The sequence below is a fragment of the Bacillus sp. 7894-2 genome (assembly GCF_002272225.1).
In the GTDB taxonomy this organism is placed as follows: domain Bacteria; phylum Bacillota; class Bacilli; order Bacillales; family Cytobacillaceae; genus Cytobacillus.
Genome location: NZ_NPDG01000086.1, coordinates 1 through 16,620, shown reverse-complemented (window position 1 = coordinate 16,620; position 16,620 = coordinate 1). Strand labels below are relative to the sequence as shown.

20 protein-coding genes are annotated in these 16,620 nt (G+C 40.6%); 16 read left to right on the top strand and 4 right to left on the bottom strand.

What is annotated here, in order from left to right; genetic code table 11:
* The first annotated feature begins 123 nt into the window (after nt 1-123).
* The 11 genes from CHI10_RS12640 (at nt 124) to CHI10_RS12595 (ending at nt 11,941) form a co-directional block, all read left to right on the top strand.
* Nucleotides 124-726, top strand: coding sequence for a xanthine phosphoribosyltransferase (locus CHI10_RS12640; protein ID WP_095244628.1), 603 nt, complete (start codon nt 124-126; stop codon nt 724-726).
* Nucleotides 723-2,033, top strand: coding sequence for a nucleobase:cation symporter-2 family protein (locus CHI10_RS12635; RefSeq protein ID WP_095244627.1), 1,311 nt, complete (start codon nt 723-725; stop codon nt 2,031-2,033). Before CHI10_RS12640 ends, CHI10_RS12635 begins: the two co-directional genes overlap by 4 nt.
* A gap of 103 nt (nt 2,034-2,136) precedes the next feature.
* Nucleotides 2,137-2,286 carry a hypothetical protein gene (locus CHI10_RS22370; RefSeq protein ID WP_179289027.1) on the top strand — a complete coding sequence of 50 codons (150 nt, stop codon included), beginning with the start codon at nt 2,137-2,139 and terminating at the stop codon, nt 2,284-2,286.
* A gap of 238 nt (nt 2,287-2,524) precedes the next feature.
* Nucleotides 2,525-3,607, top strand: a complete 1,083-nt coding sequence (locus tag CHI10_RS12630) for a type III polyketide synthase (RefSeq protein WP_095244626.1) — start codon at nt 2,525-2,527, stop codon at nt 3,605-3,607.
* A gap of 4 nt (nt 3,608-3,611) precedes the next feature.
* Complete coding sequence (locus tag CHI10_RS12625; protein WP_095244625.1) at nt 3,612-4,175, top strand: isoprenylcysteine carboxyl methyltransferase family protein; 564 nt, start codon at nt 3,612-3,614, stop codon at nt 4,173-4,175.
* Nucleotides 4,176-4,784: 609 nt separating this feature from the next.
* Nucleotides 4,785-8,450: a dynamin family protein gene (locus CHI10_RS12620; RefSeq protein ID WP_179289028.1), complete on the top strand. Its 3,666-nt coding sequence runs from the start codon at nt 4,785-4,787 to the stop codon at nt 8,448-8,450.
* Nucleotides 8,451-8,474: 24 nt separating this feature from the next.
* Nucleotides 8,475-9,224 (top strand): nucleotidyltransferase domain-containing protein, encoded by a 750-nt coding sequence (locus CHI10_RS12615; RefSeq protein ID WP_095244623.1) that lies wholly within the window; start codon nt 8,475-8,477, stop codon nt 9,222-9,224.
* 29 nt (nt 9,225-9,253) lie between these two features.
* Nucleotides 9,254-9,442 carry a hypothetical protein gene (locus tag CHI10_RS12610; RefSeq protein ID WP_095244638.1) on the top strand — a complete coding sequence of 63 codons (189 nt, stop codon included), beginning with the start codon at nt 9,254-9,256 and terminating at the stop codon, nt 9,440-9,442.
* Nucleotides 9,442-10,278 (top strand): sulfurtransferase, encoded by an 837-nt coding sequence (locus CHI10_RS12605; protein WP_095244622.1) that lies wholly within the window; start codon nt 9,442-9,444, stop codon nt 10,276-10,278. The genes CHI10_RS12610 and CHI10_RS12605 overlap by 1 nt, the downstream gene beginning before the upstream one ends.
* A gap of 90 nt (nt 10,279-10,368) precedes the next feature.
* Nucleotides 10,369-10,971: a hypothetical protein gene (locus tag CHI10_RS12600; protein ID WP_095244621.1), complete on the top strand. Its 603-nt coding sequence runs from the start codon at nt 10,369-10,371 to the stop codon at nt 10,969-10,971.
* 79 nt (nt 10,972-11,050) lie between these two features.
* Nucleotides 11,051-11,941: a 5'-3' exonuclease gene (locus CHI10_RS12595; RefSeq protein ID WP_095244620.1), complete on the top strand. Its 891-nt coding sequence runs from the start codon at nt 11,051-11,053 to the stop codon at nt 11,939-11,941.
* A gap of 76 nt (nt 11,942-12,017) precedes the next feature.
* Here the strand turns inward: CHI10_RS12595 and sspL are convergent, their stop codons facing one another.
* Nucleotides 12,018-12,155 (bottom strand): small, acid-soluble spore protein L, encoded by a 138-nt coding sequence (gene sspL / locus CHI10_RS12590; RefSeq protein WP_026581140.1) that lies wholly within the window; start codon nt 12,153-12,155, stop codon nt 12,018-12,020.
* A gap of 224 nt (nt 12,156-12,379) precedes the next feature.
* Between sspL and CHI10_RS12585 the strand changes: the two genes are divergently transcribed.
* Both CHI10_RS12585 and CHI10_RS12580 read left to right on the top strand, forming a co-directional pair.
* A complete protein-coding gene (locus CHI10_RS12585) occupies nt 12,380-12,844 on the top strand; it encodes a divergent PAP2 family protein (RefSeq protein WP_095244619.1) in 465 nt (154 codons plus the stop codon).
* 114 nt (nt 12,845-12,958) lie between these two features.
* Nucleotides 12,959-13,222 (top strand): DUF6123 family protein, encoded by a 264-nt coding sequence (locus tag CHI10_RS12580; RefSeq protein WP_048007866.1) that lies wholly within the window; start codon nt 12,959-12,961, stop codon nt 13,220-13,222.
* A gap of 37 nt (nt 13,223-13,259) precedes the next feature.
* Here CHI10_RS12580 and CHI10_RS12575 read toward each other — a convergent pair whose 3' ends face one another.
* From CHI10_RS12575 to CHI10_RS12565, 3 genes are all read right to left on the bottom strand, one after another.
* The gene (locus CHI10_RS12575) at nt 13,260-14,180 is read right to left on the bottom strand and encodes a DMT family transporter (protein WP_095244618.1); all 921 of its coding nucleotides are present in this window, start codon (nt 14,178-14,180) and stop codon (nt 13,260-13,262) included.
* Nucleotides 14,173-14,586: a reverse transcriptase-like protein gene (locus CHI10_RS12570; protein WP_095244617.1), complete on the bottom strand. Its 414-nt coding sequence runs from the start codon at nt 14,584-14,586 to the stop codon at nt 14,173-14,175. Before CHI10_RS12570 ends, CHI10_RS12575 begins: the two co-directional genes overlap by 8 nt.
* Nucleotides 14,587-14,686: 100 nt before the next feature.
* The gene (locus CHI10_RS12565) at nt 14,687-15,364 is read right to left on the bottom strand and encodes a queuosine precursor transporter (RefSeq protein ID WP_095244616.1); all 678 of its coding nucleotides are present in this window, start codon (nt 15,362-15,364) and stop codon (nt 14,687-14,689) included.
* Between the two features lie 184 nt (nt 15,365-15,548).
* Between CHI10_RS12565 and CHI10_RS12560 the strand changes: the two genes are divergently transcribed.
* The 3 genes from CHI10_RS12560 to CHI10_RS12550 all read left to right on the top strand — a co-directional run.
* Nucleotides 15,549-16,205 (top strand): reverse transcriptase-like protein, encoded by a 657-nt coding sequence (locus CHI10_RS12560; RefSeq protein ID WP_095244615.1) that lies wholly within the window; start codon nt 15,549-15,551, stop codon nt 16,203-16,205.
* A 27-nt stretch (nt 16,206-16,232) separates the two neighbouring features.
* Nucleotides 16,233-16,409 carry a zinc-finger domain-containing protein gene (locus CHI10_RS12555; protein WP_081757372.1) on the top strand — a complete coding sequence of 59 codons (177 nt, stop codon included), beginning with the start codon at nt 16,233-16,235 and terminating at the stop codon, nt 16,407-16,409.
* 31 nt (nt 16,410-16,440) lie between these two features.
* A partial coding sequence (locus CHI10_RS12550) for a hypothetical protein (protein WP_142301774.1) occupies nt 16,441-16,620 on the top strand: 180 nt, incomplete at its 3' end.

The following is a 16,620-nucleotide window of genomic DNA, read 5'->3' as shown; positions in this document are numbered from 1 at the left end:
TTGCCTGCAGCTAAACTCCCAGCCTGAAGGCCATTGCTTCACTCATTTTTATGTTGTGAATGCGATGGGCCTCAGGCTTTTTTTATGGTCCTGAAGGCTTTCTATCACAGAGGAGGATGCAAAATGGATATGCTTATTGAAAAAATAAAAAGCGAAGGGATTGTTTTATCACCTACAGTCTTAAAGGTGGATTCATTTCTGAATCACCAAATAGATCCTCAGCTTATGCAAGAAGTCGGAAGAGTATTTGCAGATAGATTCTCAAACTGCGGGATTACAAAAATATTGACAATTGAATCTTCAGGGATTGCACCAGCTGTAATGGCGGGACTTCATCTGAATGTCCCGGTTGTATTTGCGAGAAAAAGAAAATCTCTCACTCTGGTAAATGACCTGATTACAGCTTCTGTCTATTCTTTTACTAAAGAAGAAACAAGTGAAATCTCTGTCTCAAAGAAATTTCTTTCAAAAGAGGATAATCTACTGATCATTGATGATTTTCTAGCGAATGGACAGGCTGCATTAGGTCTTGCGGATATAGCGGAAAAAGCTGGATCAGCAGTTGAAGGGATAGGAATTGTTATTGAAAAAGGCTTTCAAAAAGGCGGACAGCAGCTGAGAGAGAGGGGATTCCGGGTCGAATCTTTAGCTATTATTAACTCTCTTGAAAATGGCATCATCAGCTTTGAAAAAACATCAGAGAATGTGGAGGAAATGTTGCGATGAATCAGAATCCAATAAAAATTGCTTCGCTCGGAATTCAGCATGTCCTTGCTATGTATGCAGGCGCGGTCATTGTACCGCTGATTGTAGGAGGGGCACTGGGATTAACAGGTGAACAACTTACCTATCTGGTTTCAATTGATATTTTTATGTGCGGAATTGCAACACTGCTTCAAGTATGGCGCAGTAAATTTTTCGGGATTGGCCTTCCGGTCGTGCTTGGCTGCACATTTACGGCTGTTGGACCAATGATTGCGATTGGCGGTCAGTATGGAATACCAGCAATCTATGGGTCTATACTCGTTTCCGGTATTTTTGTGGTTGCTGTTTCAAAGTATTTTGGAAAACTGGTGAAATTTTTCCCGCCTGTTGTGACAGGGTCGGTGGTTACAATAATCGGGATTACGCTTATTCCTGTTGCTATGAATAATATGGCCGGCGGGCAGGGAAGCCCTGACTTTGGTTCGATGACAAACATAGCATTGGCTTTTGGAACTTTGCTGTTCATCATTATTCTCTTCCGTTTCTTTAATGGCTTTATCCGGTCGATTGCCATTTTACTGGGATTGGCTGCAGGAACCATAGCATCCTATTTTATGGGCATGGTCGACTTCACAGCTGTTGGTGACGCTTCCTGGTTACATATGCCATCCCCTTTCTATTTTGGCATGCCGACATTTGAGGTGACAGCCATCCTGACTATGATTCTAGTAGCAATGGTCAGTTTAGTTGAATCTACAGGCGTATACTTTGCTCTGGGAGATATCTGTGAAGAAAAACTGGAACAAAAAGATCTGTCAAATGGTTATCGTGCCGAAGGGCTTGCCATTATCCTTGGTGCTGTCTTTAATGCATTTCCTTATACAACCTATTCCCAAAACGTCGGACTTCTTCAGCTGTCAGGCGTAAAAACGAAAAATGTCATATATACAGCAGGGGCATTCCTTGTACTGCTGGGTCTGGTTCCGAAAATTGGTGCATTGACCACGATCATTCCCACTCCAGTATTAGGAGGCGCAATGGTTGCCATGTTTGGCATGGTAGTCGCCTATGGAATAAAAATGCTCAGCAAAGTGGAATTCTCCTCCCAGGAAAATTTATTGATCATCGCCTGCTCTGTCGGGATGGGACTGGGTGTAACAGCTGTTCCTGAACTATTCGCACAAATGCCTTCGAGTGTGCGGATCCTGACGGATAATGGGATAGTGGCAGGCAGTGTGACGGCCATTCTTTTAAATATCGTATTCAATGTAGTTAAAGGAAAAAAAGCAGTTCAGCGTCCTTCTCTTACGGAGCAGAAGGCTTTATAATTCTCGTTTGAGGCAATCACAATAATATTGGAAATCAATATAATATTCTATCGGTATTTTTACATTTCCGAAGCGATGTTTCTCGCAAGAAAGAGAGTGTAATGTGATGGAGAAATATTATTGTGATAACTGCCGGCTTTTATATAATGAAGAAGAAGTTTGTGCTGCCTGCGGTATCCAGGTGACAAAAAAAATATATATAGAAGTTCAAAAGCATCATAAAAATCTTAATGGATTGGATGCATCAGAATAACTGCTTAATCGCCGGCCGCATTTCATGGTTAGATGAGGGACTAAATAGTAATTGGAAAAGATTTAGTAATGCTATTCATTTAATGATTCATTTATAATAAAGATGCACAACAACTCCTTCAAAACACATTGCTTCCTCCAAACGGGGGGAGCTTTTTTTTTGCTCTTTATCCAACTTTGAAACATAAATTGCTTTTATTTGGAAAAATTAACAGAAAGCAATAGAAGGAGAGTTGCTTATGCCAGCAATTGTATCAGTAGCGGAGGCAATACCTGAACATGTTCTGACACAGGATCAGGTAATGGATTTTGCCAGAGATTTATTTTCCGATTCCTTTAAGGATATTGAAAGGCTATTAAAAGCTTTCCACAACGGCCAGATTGAGAAGCGGCATTTTGCAAAGGGACTGGAATGGTTTAAAACAGATAAATCATTTGAAGAACGAAACAATGCATATATTGAGCAATCTATTGAACTGGGAACAAGGGCCATAAAGCACTGCCTGGAAAATGATCTTTTCCTGACCAGAAGTCTTCAGTGCGATGAGATAGACGCCATCTTTACTATCTCAAGTTCAGGGATTGCCACTCCAAGTATTGAAGCAAGAATCATGAATAAGCTTCCATTTTCTGAGCATACGAAACGAATTCCGATATGGGGGCTGGGATGTGCAGGAGGTGCTTCAGGGCTTTCAAGAGCCTATGAATATTGTCTGGCATTCCCTGAAGCGAAGGTGCTTGTATTAAGTATAGAATTATGCAGTTTGACCTTTCAGCGCAATGACCGGTCAAAAAGCAATCTTATCGGGACCTCTCTCTTTGCTGACGGTGCAGCATGTGCTCTTATAACAGGTGATAAGGTACAAAGGGATTTTCAAAAGCTGCCATCCATTCCGGGAATTCGGGGAACCCAATCGACAACCAAGCGAAATTCTCTGGATGTAATGGGCTGGGAAGTTAAGAATGAGGGTCTATTTGTGGTTTTTTCAAAGGACATCCCATCCATAATAGAGGGATGGCTGAAGCCCAATGTAACGGAATTTCTAAGGGGAAAAGGCATAGAAATGGAAGAGATAAACCATTTTATTGCTCATCCCGGAGGAAAAAAAGTCATTGATGCTTATCAGAAAGCGCTGCAATTCGACCCTTGTATGACAGAAATTTCGCTTGATGTATTAAAGGAGTTCGGTAATATGTCATCTGCAACTATTCTTTATGTACTCAAAAGGTTTATGGAAATCGGCAGAAGGGGAGACACCGGGCTTGCAACTGCACTCGGACCGGGATTCAGCTCGGAATTGCTACTGCTGGAATGGGAGTGAATACATGCTGTTCATAATGTTTATTAGCGTCATCATTTTGCAGAGGGCTGCAGAGCTTGCTGTAGCCCGGAGTAATGAAAAGTGGATGAAAGAGCGTGGGGCATTGGAATTTGGCCAGAGACATTATCCGTGGATCGTTGCTGTTCACGCTTCCTTTTTGGTCTGCTATTTGCTTGAAGTAACCATCTTTGAAAAGAATCTGTCGCCTTTTTGGCCCATATTGCTGATTCTGTTCTTCCTTACCCAGGCGGGAAGGGTGTGGGCGCTGTTTTCCTTGGGCAAATACTGGAATACAAAAATCATTGTCCTGCCGGGAGCTAAGGTAGTCAGAAGAGGGCCATACCGGTTTATAAAGCATCCCAACTATGCCATTGTAGCTGCTGAATTTCTCGTGATTCCTTTAATGTTTCAGTCATATATAACGGCTGCTGTTTTCACTTTGTTAAACATAATGGTGTTATCGGTCAGAATACCAGAAGAGGAAAAAGCGCTGAAGGAATTGACAGAATACGAAGAAGCCTTTTTACGGTTACGGCCTGACCTTAATAAAGATATTAAAAAAGTTTGACAATTTTAAATTCCCTATTGAAAATGATTATCGTTCGTGATAAACTTCTAATTGAATTTGAAAATTATTCTCAATATCATTCCAACAGGAAGGTGCTGCTACATATGACAATTCTATTCGTTGCCGGCACAGTTGCTGCCTACTCACTTGTTATGAAACATGTTTTAAATAACGTAGCTAGACCACATACAAGATAATAATTACTTATTGAAACCAGGCTATCAATGCCTGGTTTTTGTTTTCATATCGTCTATTTAATTAAGTTTTTTAGAAGTTAAATACATTAATGCACTGAGTTGATTGGAGCGGAAGGTGCGAGACTCCGGTGGGAGCAGCGGGACAGGTGAGACCCCGGAGACGCGTAGCGTTGAGGAGGCTCAGCGCCCGCCCCACGGAAAGCGAGTGCCTGCAGCGGAAATCAACGGGCTAAATTGAAAGACAAACAATTTATAAGCAGTAATCTGAAAATAGAACATAGAATAACAGCAGAAAAACTGATTTTCCTGATAAAAATTAGAAAAATCAAAGATTAATCCATCCTGTATAGGAAAATAAACAAAAATCATTTAAAATAGGAAGTAAATTAAAGTTACAAGGGGATTAATGGAAATGGCCGACACGATTTTGCAACCAGGATTGCAGCAAACTGAATTAATAAACAGAATAACTGCTATATATACATTTGCCCAGAGAAATGGAGATGCCGAGACAGCCCAAAGAGCTAAAGATCTCGTGATTAAGCTAAGGAACCAGGAATTTGCCATCGCTTTTTGCGGGCATTTTTCTGCCGGAAAATCGAGCATGATCAACAGGCTGGCAGGCGAAGATCTTCTTCCTTCCTCACCAATTCCAACCAGTGCCAACCTGGTCAAAGTCAAATCAGGTGAGGAAGATTATGCAAAAGTAATTTTTAAGGAAGGAAAGCCAAGGCTTTATCCTGCTCCATATGATTACGGACAGGTAAAATCCTATTGTAAAGATGGCGATTCTATCCATTCCATTGAAATAAGCCATTCCGCCACCAGCTTGCCAAAGAAGGCAGTGATTATGGATACACCCGGAATCGATTCCACTGATGATGCGCATAGGATTGCTACTGAATCTGCTCTTCATTTAGCTGATCTCATTTTTTATGTAATGGATTACAACCATGTCCAGTCGGAATTAAATTTTCTTTTTACTAAAGAACTGACGGCTGCTGGAAAAGACGTTTATCTTGTTATCAATCAAATTGATAAACATCGCGATGAAGAACTCAGCTTTGAGCAATTCAAAAAAAGTGTTAAGGATTCATTTGCATCCTGGGGAGTAAAGCCTGCCCGGATTTTTTACACCACGTTAAAAGACGAGAACCATCAGGCAAACGATTTTAAGGATCTTCAGAGTTTTATTAACAGCAGCATCGCTGATCGTGAAGAACTTTTGCCTCAGTCTGTTTTTAATTCTTTGAAGAAGTTAACAGAGGATCATCTTGAGTTTTTAAGAGACTCTCATGCAGCTGAAAAAGCTGACTGGGAAGAAAAATTGGCAGACCTTGAACAGGATGACAGGGAGCAGCTTCCCGAAAGACTGGAAGACCTGGAGAAGCAGTTAAATGAGCTGAATTCTTCCTTACATGAAGCTGATATAGAGGTAACCGATAAATTAGATGAGATTTTGAAAAATGCCTATTTAATGCCTTTCCAAACGAGGGAACTGGCTGAATCATATCTGGAATCGTGCCAGCCTTCATTTAAGATTGGCCTATTTTTCAGCAAACAGAAAACGGAGCATGAAAGGTCATTGAGGCTTGACCGCTTCTACGAGGATTTATCAGAAAAAGTTAAATCTCAGCTGGAGTGGCATATAAAGGAGCTGTTTTTACAGCAGTTCAAGAAGCATAATATCCATGATTCTGAAAAGCTTGCACAAGTTCAGAGCTTCAAGCTCTCCTTTGAACCGGCTGTTTTAGCTGAAACGGTAAAATCCGGAGCAATGGTTTCTGGTGACTATGTTTTGCAGTATACAAACGACACAGCAGAGGCCCTAAAGAGAATTGCCAAAAAGAACGCAGCTTCTTTAACGAATTCACTTTTAGAAGCACTTGAAGAAAATAACAGCCAGGAACAAACTGCGCTGGTCAATGAAATTCGCACCCTTAATGCTTATGCTGAAGCACTATATGCGCTCAAGGCTATCAATGAAAAAATTAGTAGCGCATCAGCGGGAATGAAAGTCTATTTGACTGGTGAATTCAATACTCATGAGTTTCAGGAAAAAGCCCAGATGCTTGCAGAAGAAGAAGTTGATGAAGCTGAAGTTGTTTTCCTGAATGAAGATAATGCTGAGAAAGAACAGGCAACCCGGAAATCTGAGCAGTTACCTGACGAAGAGACTGAAAAGGAAGCGGTTTCTGCAGTTGACGTACAGCCTGTTATTGAAAAGCTTCGATATACTGCTAATGCAGTAAAGGAGCTGCCGGGCTTCAGAAAGCTTGCAGCTGATTTGGCAGATAAAGCATCAAGGCTTGAAAGCAAGGAATTCACAGTTGCCCTTTTTGGTGCATTTAGTGCAGGGAAGTCTTCCTTTGCCAACGCTTTGATCGGGAATAAGCTTCTTCCGGTTTCACCGAATCCGACGACGGCTGCTATCAACAAGATTAAGCCTGTCACAGATGAAAATAAACATGGAACCGTCCTTGTTAAAGTTAAAGATTCACATACTCTTTTAAATGATATCAATCATTCCTTGAAGGTGTTTGATTATTCAGCAGGAAACTTCGATGAAGCTGCCGCCGCTATTAAGAAGATCACTGGGGAAAACCAGGATTTTGATGCGAGTGAAAAGACACACTTTGCATTTCTTAATGCCTTTATGAAAGGGTACAAATTCTTTACAGATAAGCTGGGGAAAATCATTAAAGCTGACCTGGATGAGTTTGGGGATTATGTTGCCAATGAAGAAAAATCATGCTTTGTGGAAACGATTGAAGTTTACTTTGACTGTGAACTGACAAGGCAGGGAATTACCCTGGTTGACACACCCGGCGCTGATTCGATTAATGCGAGGCATACCGGGGTTGCATTTGAATATATTAAAAACTCGGATGCTATCCTTTTTGTCACTTATTATAATCATGCCTTCTCAAAAGCGGATAGAGAGTTCCTTATCCAGCTGGGAAGGGTTAAGGATACCTTCTCCCTTGATAAGATGTTCTTTCTTGTCAATGCCATTGACCTTGCCAATAATGAGGAGGAAAAAGATTCGGTGCTCCAGTACGTTGAAGAACAGCTGGTGCAATACGGAATCCGCCGTCCGAATCTGTCTGGCATTTCAAGCCTTCAAGCTCTGGCAGAGAAGCTGGATAGCAGCAAAGAGGAAGTATCCAATATCAGTTCATTTGAAAAAAGCTTTTACTCCTTTATTAATCAGGATCTGCTGAATATTTCCATTTCATCAGCAGAAACAGAGTGGAGGCGCCTATTATCCCAGCTGAGGTCTTATATTTATTCCTCACAGGAAAATAAAGAAGTCAGGCTCGAAAAGCTCAAACAGCTTGAGAAAGAACATAAGGATATTTCTGCGATTATCAGCGGACAAAAACCTGAACTGCTTTCCCAAAGGCTTGAACAGGAAACAGATGAGCTCGTCTTTTACATCAAGCAGAGAGTATTTCTTCGTTTCTATGACTTTGTTAAGGAGGCCTTCAATCCATCAGTTCTGAAAGATGATGGCAGGAATTTAAAGAAAATGCTTAAGCTGGCACTGGATGAATTCCTTGCAAGCTTTGGATTTGATTTTGCCCAGGAGCTCCGTGCAACAACATTAAGGCTTGAATCCTATTTATCCAAATTGATTGCTCAGCAGCAGGAGACTATTTCGAAAAAAGCCTCAAGTGTAAACAGTGATTTGACTTTTAGCATATATGAGCCGTTAAAAATGGACAGTATTGAATTTGAGTCAGCATTTTCCAATGAAGACCCGAACCAATTTAAAAAAGCTTTGTCCTACTTTAAAAATCCAAAAACATTCTTTGAAAAGAATGAGCGCAAGCAATTAGCGGATGAACTGGAGAAGAATCTGCAGGATCCTGCAGACCGTTATTTGCAGGCTGAAAGCAGCAGGCTGAAATTCCATTACAGCAGCCAGCTGATGAATGAATTTGAGCGGCTGCTCAATTCGCTGATTGAACAGAATAACGAATATTATGAAGGTATTACGGCTGCTTTAAAAGATAATTTCCCAATTGAAGAGCTTAAAGAAATTGAGAGGGATATTGCACAGTACGAAAAATAACTTGGAAAGGTTGCTGCTTTTCAGATGGACAAATGGCTGTGCACAGCAGAAGAAAAGTATAATATCGATATCCTTTTTGCTTGTGAAGCAGGGAGCAGGGCTTGGGGGACAGATGATGCGGATTCAGATTATGATATCCGCTTCATCTTCAAACATAAGAATCTTAAAACATATCTTTCCCTTGAACGCGCAAGTGATGTTATCAATACAGATATCCCTTATGATGCGCACGGCTGGGATATCTTTAAAGCATTTGACCTTGTGCAGAAATCCAATCCCAGTATATTTGAATGGGCTTACTCACCTATTCTCTATAAGGATATGAACGGCTTTTCAGAAAGGCTGAGGAGTACTGCGGAAGAGGAGTTTTCAAGATTTAAGTTATTACAGCATTACACTCAGGCTTTTTCCCGGAATCTCGGTGAAGCTGCAAAAAATGAGAATCTTACGTTTAAGAAACAAAAGCTGCTGATTCAGGCAGTAAGGGCATGCCTAATATCAAGGCAGCTGCTTAAGAAAAGTAATGTAAAAGGGGATTTTTTGTATACAGGACTCTTTGGCATAAAGGCCGAGGATGAGATCACCCGCTTTTATCAGACCCTGGTTGATGCAAAACAAAGCGGGAGGATAATCGAGAAGCATTTAGCAATGCAAATGGCGGAGAAACTGGAGTCAGAAAGGGAACTGCTCTATGCAGCAGCTGACTCAATGCCTAAAGAAAAAGGCAAGGTATCCGGATTGAATGAATGGCTCTGGGAACTGCTGAAGGTTTAAAATCATTTCTGAGAAGAAAAGGGAGACAAATGGAGAAGAATTCTTTTCATGCATGTGCCACCTGCATAAACTTCCAGCCTGAAAAACGTAAAGACGGAATGTTTTATTTTTGCAGCAGGCTGGGATATGAAACAAAGCCTGACTATCAATTCAATTGCTGGACACCAAAGGAACATATCATACACCTGATGGAAAAGAGAAAAGGGGAGAACCTTTAATGAAGTATCTAGCAGAAAAGGAATGGGTATTATCCAAACTGGATGATCCCACTATCCGAATTGCCGACTGCCGTTTTAAACTTGGATCGCCAGATGAAGGGCGCAGCTTATATGATCATAGCCATATTCCCCATGCAGTGTATTTTGATCTGGAGAAAGATCTGTCAGGTCCGGTAAGAGAACACGGAGGCCGGCATCCCCTTCCGGATCCGGCTCAACTTAGAAAGGCCCTTGAGAAAGCCGGGATCAGCAGAGATACCACAGTTATTGCCTATGACGGCGGAGAAGGGGCATTTGCCGCAAGATTCTGGTGGCTGCTCAGGTATTTAGGGCATGAGAAAGTTTTTGTATTGAACGGCGGATATAAGGAATGGACTGAAAGCGATTATCCTTTGACTAATGAAGTTCCCCGCATGGAGCGGGCGGATTTTAAAATTGATCTGCAGCCTGACATACTTGCCTCATACGAAGAAGTTAAAAGCGCTGCAGGCAATCAGGAGAGCGCTGTTTTAATTGACTCCAGAGAGGAAAAAAGATACCTTGGGCTGGAGGAGCCAATTGATAAAAAAGCAGGCCATATTCCGAGAGCAATCAATAAAGTTTGGCTTGAAGCATATAAAATTGGCAGATTTAAAGATGCCGAAGAACAGGAAAATCGATTTGCGGGTATTGATAAAAACAAACCCATCATTGTTTATTGCGGCTCTGGTGTAACGGCGGCACCTAATTTTCTAGCTTTAAAGGAAGCCGGCTATAAACATGTTAAATTATATGCCGGAAGCTTCAGCGATTGGATCTCTTATGACAGCAATAAAATAGAAACTGTCGAAAAATAGTGAAATCCCTTTTGGAAAAGGGATTTTTTTACTGTTAAATTTATTATATAATTTAAAATGTTTGATAGATTTGAAAAACGGAGGGTAAATATGAATACTGCTGGTTATACCATAACGAAAAAACAAAAAACAGATATAACTCAAATATTGGTCACGATGGGAATCATTCTAATATTATCTGCCATATTTATTCCAATATTTTTACTTTCCCCATTTCAGGCTCAATTTTATAGACCTGAAGGAACCTGGGTATTCGAAGCGCCAAAATCAGCTTATTTGACATTTAGCATTGGTCTGGCAGCTGTGGGTGTTTTTATCTTATTGGGAGTTTGGATGAAAAGCGCCGAAAAATTCGGCTGGTTTGGAAAAGTTTTTGCAGGAGCAGGATTATTAATTTCGCTTTTGATAGCGATTTTAAGTTTTGATTATTATCACTATATCGATAAAAATGGTGTGCATTTCAACACATTACTCAGTTTGCAGGAGAAGCATTATGAATGGTCCGAAATTCAGCAGGCAAGGCAAACGGTTATAAATAAAATGGGTGTTATGTCAGATGATGAATTAATTTTTACTTTTAACGATGGGACAGAATATTCATTCCAGCTGAATGATAATATCCGCAAAGCGAGAATAGCGACTTACTATGAACTGGAAGAACAGGGAGTGGAATTGATCAGGGAAACAGACTAATTCTGTAAAACTTTTCAAGAGAAATGGAGAGTTTCCCATGTTATAATAGTTGTTATGATTATAATTGGGAGGCGGAGACATGAACGAGAATAAACCTTCACTGCTGCTTGTTGATGGAATGGCACTGCTGTTCAGAGCTTATTTTGCAACAGCAATGTCCGGTCAATTTATGATAAATTCTAAAGGAATTCCTACAAACGGAGTTTATGGTTTTGTTAAACATTTTTTAACAGCTGTTTCTTCCTTTAATCCGTCACATGTGGCAGTATGCTGGGATATGGGCAGCAAAACCTTCAGAACGGAAATGTTTGGTGCCTATAAAGCAAACCGTCCAGAAGCTCCAATCGAACTTGTGCCTCAATTCAGTCTGGTAAAAGAAGTGGTGGAAGCATTTGATGTACCTAATATTGGCCTTGAAGGATTTGAAGCTGATGATTGCATTGGAACCATTGCAAAAAAGGCAAGCCAGGAAGCGGATGTGCTGATCCTTACAGGTGACCAGGATATGCTGCAGCTTCTGGATGACAATATTTCTGTCATTTTACTGCAAAAAGGCTACGGCAATTACCTTGTGCATACGACTGAGACGTTTTATGAAGAAAAAGGAATAACACCTAAGCAGATGATTGACCTGAAAGCCTTCATGGGGGATACAAGTGATAATTACCCGGGTGTAAAAGGAATTGGCGAAAAAACAGCGCTGAAACTGCTTCAGCAATTTGAGCATATTGAAGGCGTATTAGAAAATCTGGAACAGCTAACAAAGGGACAGCGTGCCAAGATCGAACAGGATCTTGAAATGCTTCACTTGAGCAGGCAGCTGGCCGAAATAAAATGCGACGTTCCTGTTGAATGCCCTCTTGACCTCGCTCAATTCACAATGAACCGGGAAAAGGTCATCGAGAAATTCACTGAAATTGAATTCAAGGGACTTCACAGATTCCTTGATATTAAAAAGGAATATGCATAAATAAAGCTCCAGGCTTAGCCTGGAGTTTTATTTATGCATACTTCGTAAAAAGCCGCACGTTGCGGCCATCCTAATATTATTTAGTATTTTTCTTCTTCGCTGCATTCTCCAGCTTGCTTTTAGGCTCTTCTGCAAATTCAGCATCCTGCCCGTATCCTTGCGGGTTTACGCCAGGTGCTTTTTTTCCTCTGTTTGTATGTCCGTTTTTACTCATCTGATTCACCTCCTAAATCCAGCAATTCTTCATTTGATAAGCTTATTATTGTTTAAGTGTTCGTGTTTTAATCATGTACAGGCAGGGTACAATTTAGCAACTGATGCGGTGAATTTTTTCTTCAGATTCGGTTTAAATTACTCCATAAAATCCAATCTATTTAGCATTTGAAGGAGGAATAATAAAAGTCTGCATACTTAACACTAAAGATGAGGTGAGTTTTTATGAATAAGGGAGTTTATATCGCTCTTTTAAGTATAGGATTGGCACAGGGCCTGAAAATTCCGATCCACTATGTCAAAAAGGGGGAACTGCGTCCGGATTTATTTTTCCAGACAGGAGGCATGCCAAGTTCCCATTCGGCAGGCGTATCGTCTTTAACCACGTTTATTGCTTTAAAGCGGGGTGTGCCAACAGTGGATTTTGCTCTATCGCTGGTTTATGGCCTGATCGTAATGTATGATGCCCAGGGAATCAGGCGCCAGACAGGTGAGCTTACCTTAAAGGTAAACAGTCTGGGTGAACTGGTTGATAAAATTCACAAAGATGAAACAGTGAAATTTGAGGAAGAAGGTCCAAAAAAGCTGAAGGAAATGCTGGGCCATCAGCCTGCTGAAGTATTAGGCGGAGCAATCCTGGGTGTATTAACCGGAACACTTGGCTACCTTCTTACTAAAAAGAAAAAATAGCTGCTCACTTGAGCTTACAGTGCCCCTGCTTCATGCCGAAAAAAGGTAGATAATTGTCGAAAAATCAGTTAAGATTTAAGAATACAGGAGGAGCAGGGGAAGAGGGTAAGTACAGTGAAGACAGTTGAAGAATATTTGCATTTTTTGCAAAGTAAAGGTTTTCAATTCAGGGAGGACGCAGTTGGCTTCATTTACTTTGGAAAACATTATACCAATGCTTCTGACGAGCTGGCCAATGCAGCAATTGAACTGACATTAAAGGCACAGAAATCATTTGATGGAAGTTTTTACGTTTCTTTGCTGGAAACTTTGGTTTCAAAGAATATTACCAGCAGGCGGGAAGCAATAAAATTTGTAAAAGAAAAAGCAATCATCTAAAAAGGCGTGTCTGTTTCGAGAACACGCCTTTTTCAAATTATGAAGCTGTCTTTTTTCTGAAGGTTAAAAACGTTTTCTTAGCAGGCAGTTCTGCAAAAATCATTCCCGCAAAAATAAGCAGACAGCCGGCCAGGGCGCTGAGTGAAAGTCTTTCATTCGCCCACATAAATCCTGCAGCTGCTGCAAACACAGGCTCCATGGCGAAAATCAGGGCCACTCTTGTTGGTGTTGTGTACTTTTGAAATGCCGTCTGTGCAAAGAATGCAATAGCGGTAGCAAAAAGTGAAGTCACAATAAGGGCAGTTACGACATTGGCTTTAAATAAAACTTCTGTCTCCAATGCCTGCTGCCAGTCTTCATTGATCAATGCAAAAATGACTGATAAAACTGCCACCGTACTCACTTGGATAACCGTTAATAGCAAGGCAGGATATCTGCTGCTGTATTTACCTGTAAAGATAATATGGAGGGCAAAACCGACAGCGCAGATTAATACATAGGCATCACCAATATTCAGCGGGGCATTATCGGTCATGGTTAGAAAATATAGTCCGGCCGTCGCGATTGAAACGCCGATAATGGCATTGAATCCCGGCTTGATTTTTAGCAGCATTAAAGAAAAGACTGGAACCATTACTACACTTAACCCCGTAATAAAGCCGGCTTTTGAAGAAGTTGTGTGCAGCAGGCCGATCGTCTGGAAGGCATAGCCTATAAATAAAAACAAGCCCATAATAACTCCGGATATTAAAAGCCTTCTATCCATTTTCTTTACCTGTTCTCTTTCAAAAATCGCAAGCCATCCGCCCAGAATTAAAGCGGCCAGGAAAAAGCGGACACCATTAAAAGAGAATGGTTCAAGAAAAGCAATGGCGTTTTGTACAAGCACAAAGGTGGTTCCCCACACAAAGGCAACCAGCAAAAGGCTTACATCTGCAAATATGACTGATCTATTCATGATCTTCCTGACCTTTCACTTTGTTTTTGTGAATGGCAGCTCTTGCTAATTCATCCGCTGCCTTGTTTTCAGAGCTGGGAACCCACTTCATAAAAAATAAATCAAATTTTCCTGTAAGCTCCAAAGCTTCTTCAAGCAGTGGGGCAAACTTTTTATTTTTTACAAATTCTTTTTCAACAGCACGGTTAACAAGCTGTGAATCCGTTCGAAACGAAACTGTTTTATATCCCTTATCAATGCATAGTTTCAGTGCATGAATAAATGCACGGTATTCTGCTTCATGATTTTCCATGCAGCCCAATGCAATGGAAAAGCGTTCAACCTGGCCATTATTTTTTATGAATATGCCTGCACCGCTGGGACCCGGGTTTCCCGCACTTGCTCCATCGATATATACTTCAACCAATTGAATTGCCTCCTGATTTTAACACTATAATAGGGTAAACTAAATGTAGTTTATCACAAAAATAATTGATATTGCAGAAAAAGGATACCTAAACGGCATCCTAATCTTTTACTGGGAAACGTTTAGCAATATAGCCAAACGGGGTATCAAGTACAGCTACTATAAATTTCAGCAAGTAAGTCGTGATGAAAATTTGAATCCATTCTTCCGGAGGAAATACACCGAGGAAGGCAATGCTTGTAAACACAAGGGTATCCAATAGCTGGCTGATCATGGTGCTGCCATTATTCCTGATCCAAAATTGGCCGTCTTTTGGAAATTTCTTTTTTAAATAGGAAAAGATATAAACATCAGTAAATTGGCTGACTAAATAGGCAGCGAGGCTTCCGGCAGCAATCCGCGGCAGAACCGAGAAAAGAGTGCTGAGAGATTCCTGTGCAAAATCCGTTTCATGCGGTTTGAACAATAATACCATCTGCATGATCAGAGTCATGGACAGAAGAGTAAAGAAACCGAGCCATACAGCTTTTTTCGCTTCTTCTTTTCCGTACTTCTCATTTAAGATATCTGTAACAAGAAAAGCAGTACCATACATAGCGTTGCCTAAAGTGGCAGTCAGTCCAAACATTTCAATTGTTTTTACGACTTGAAGATTGGCCATGACAGTGGAGAAGCCGATCCACACGAAAAGTCCAGTCTTTCCGAACAGGCGGTACATCGCCAATACTAAAATGAAATTAATTATTGCAAAAAGCAATCCAAACCATTCATTAAACATCAAATTCCTCCTAGTTTTGTTAATGCGGGAGTTTTCGAACCGCAGAATATAAAAATGTCATTGACCATTATACATTGAAATATACTCATTTAGTAATAAACAAAGCAAAGTATAATAAGTTCAACTATTGCAAACAGTTCTAATAATGATAACCAGCTAATAAAGTACAGAAAGGCTGACCTAAATGAAATATAAATTAGAATGGAAATACAAACTTAAAGGAACTGAGGATATTTTATTTACTTCAGACCTGATCGATGGTGAAACTGCTTTGCAGGCTGGTGAAGATATTGAAAAGTCGGGCAAGGGCAAAGAGGTAATTTATTATGATGAAGCCGGCACTTCCTGGAGCACAAAGGAAATGAAAAAGCTTCTTATGGAAGTTGAAGAGGACCCTCATGATATTACCGTATTTTTTGATGGCGGCTTTAATAAAGATACCGGCCAGGCCGGACTCGGTGCGGTCATTTATTTTAAACAGGGCAAAAAAAAGTACCGTGTGCGGGCAAATGAGCTTTTTGATGAGATGGATAATAATAATGAGGCAGAATATGCAGCAATTTATTACACCCTGAATCTGCTTGAAGAAATGGGTGTTCATCATATGACATGTGAATTTAAGGGGGATTCCCAGGTAGTATTAAAACAGCTTGAAGGTGAATGGCCGTGTTATGAAGAAAATCTAAATCGCTGGCTTGACCGAATCGAAGAAAAAATTAAAAAACTGGGCATACTGGCAAGATATAAATCCATTCCGCGCAATGAAAATAAAGAAGCGGATAAGCTGGCAAGCCAGGCATTGCAAGGGAAATTTATTAACAGTAAAATGCAGATCATATAATTGTGAATAAGGAAGGCGTGAACAGTTTTGAGCAGAAAGGAAATTATCAATGAAGTGGAGGAGCTGATGACCAGTTACTGCAAAGACTGCTTCCTTCATAAACATCATAAAGATGAAAAAGGGCGCAGATATGCCCATCGATTTTGCATTACAGAGTGCACTGTCGGTGAGAAAATAAAATCGATAGGAAGCAAGCTTTCATAAAGGGAAACTTTAATCAGTGGGGGGGTATCCGGTGCAACTTAGGACACAAAAAGAGAAAAAGGGCGGTTTAGAGTCAGAACCCGGTGCAACTTCTGACACAAAAAGAGAAAATGGCGGTTTAGAGTCAGAACCCGGTGCAACTTCTGACACAAAAAGAGAAAAAGAGAGGCTTAGAGTCAGAACCCGGTGCAACTTCGGACACAAAAAACAT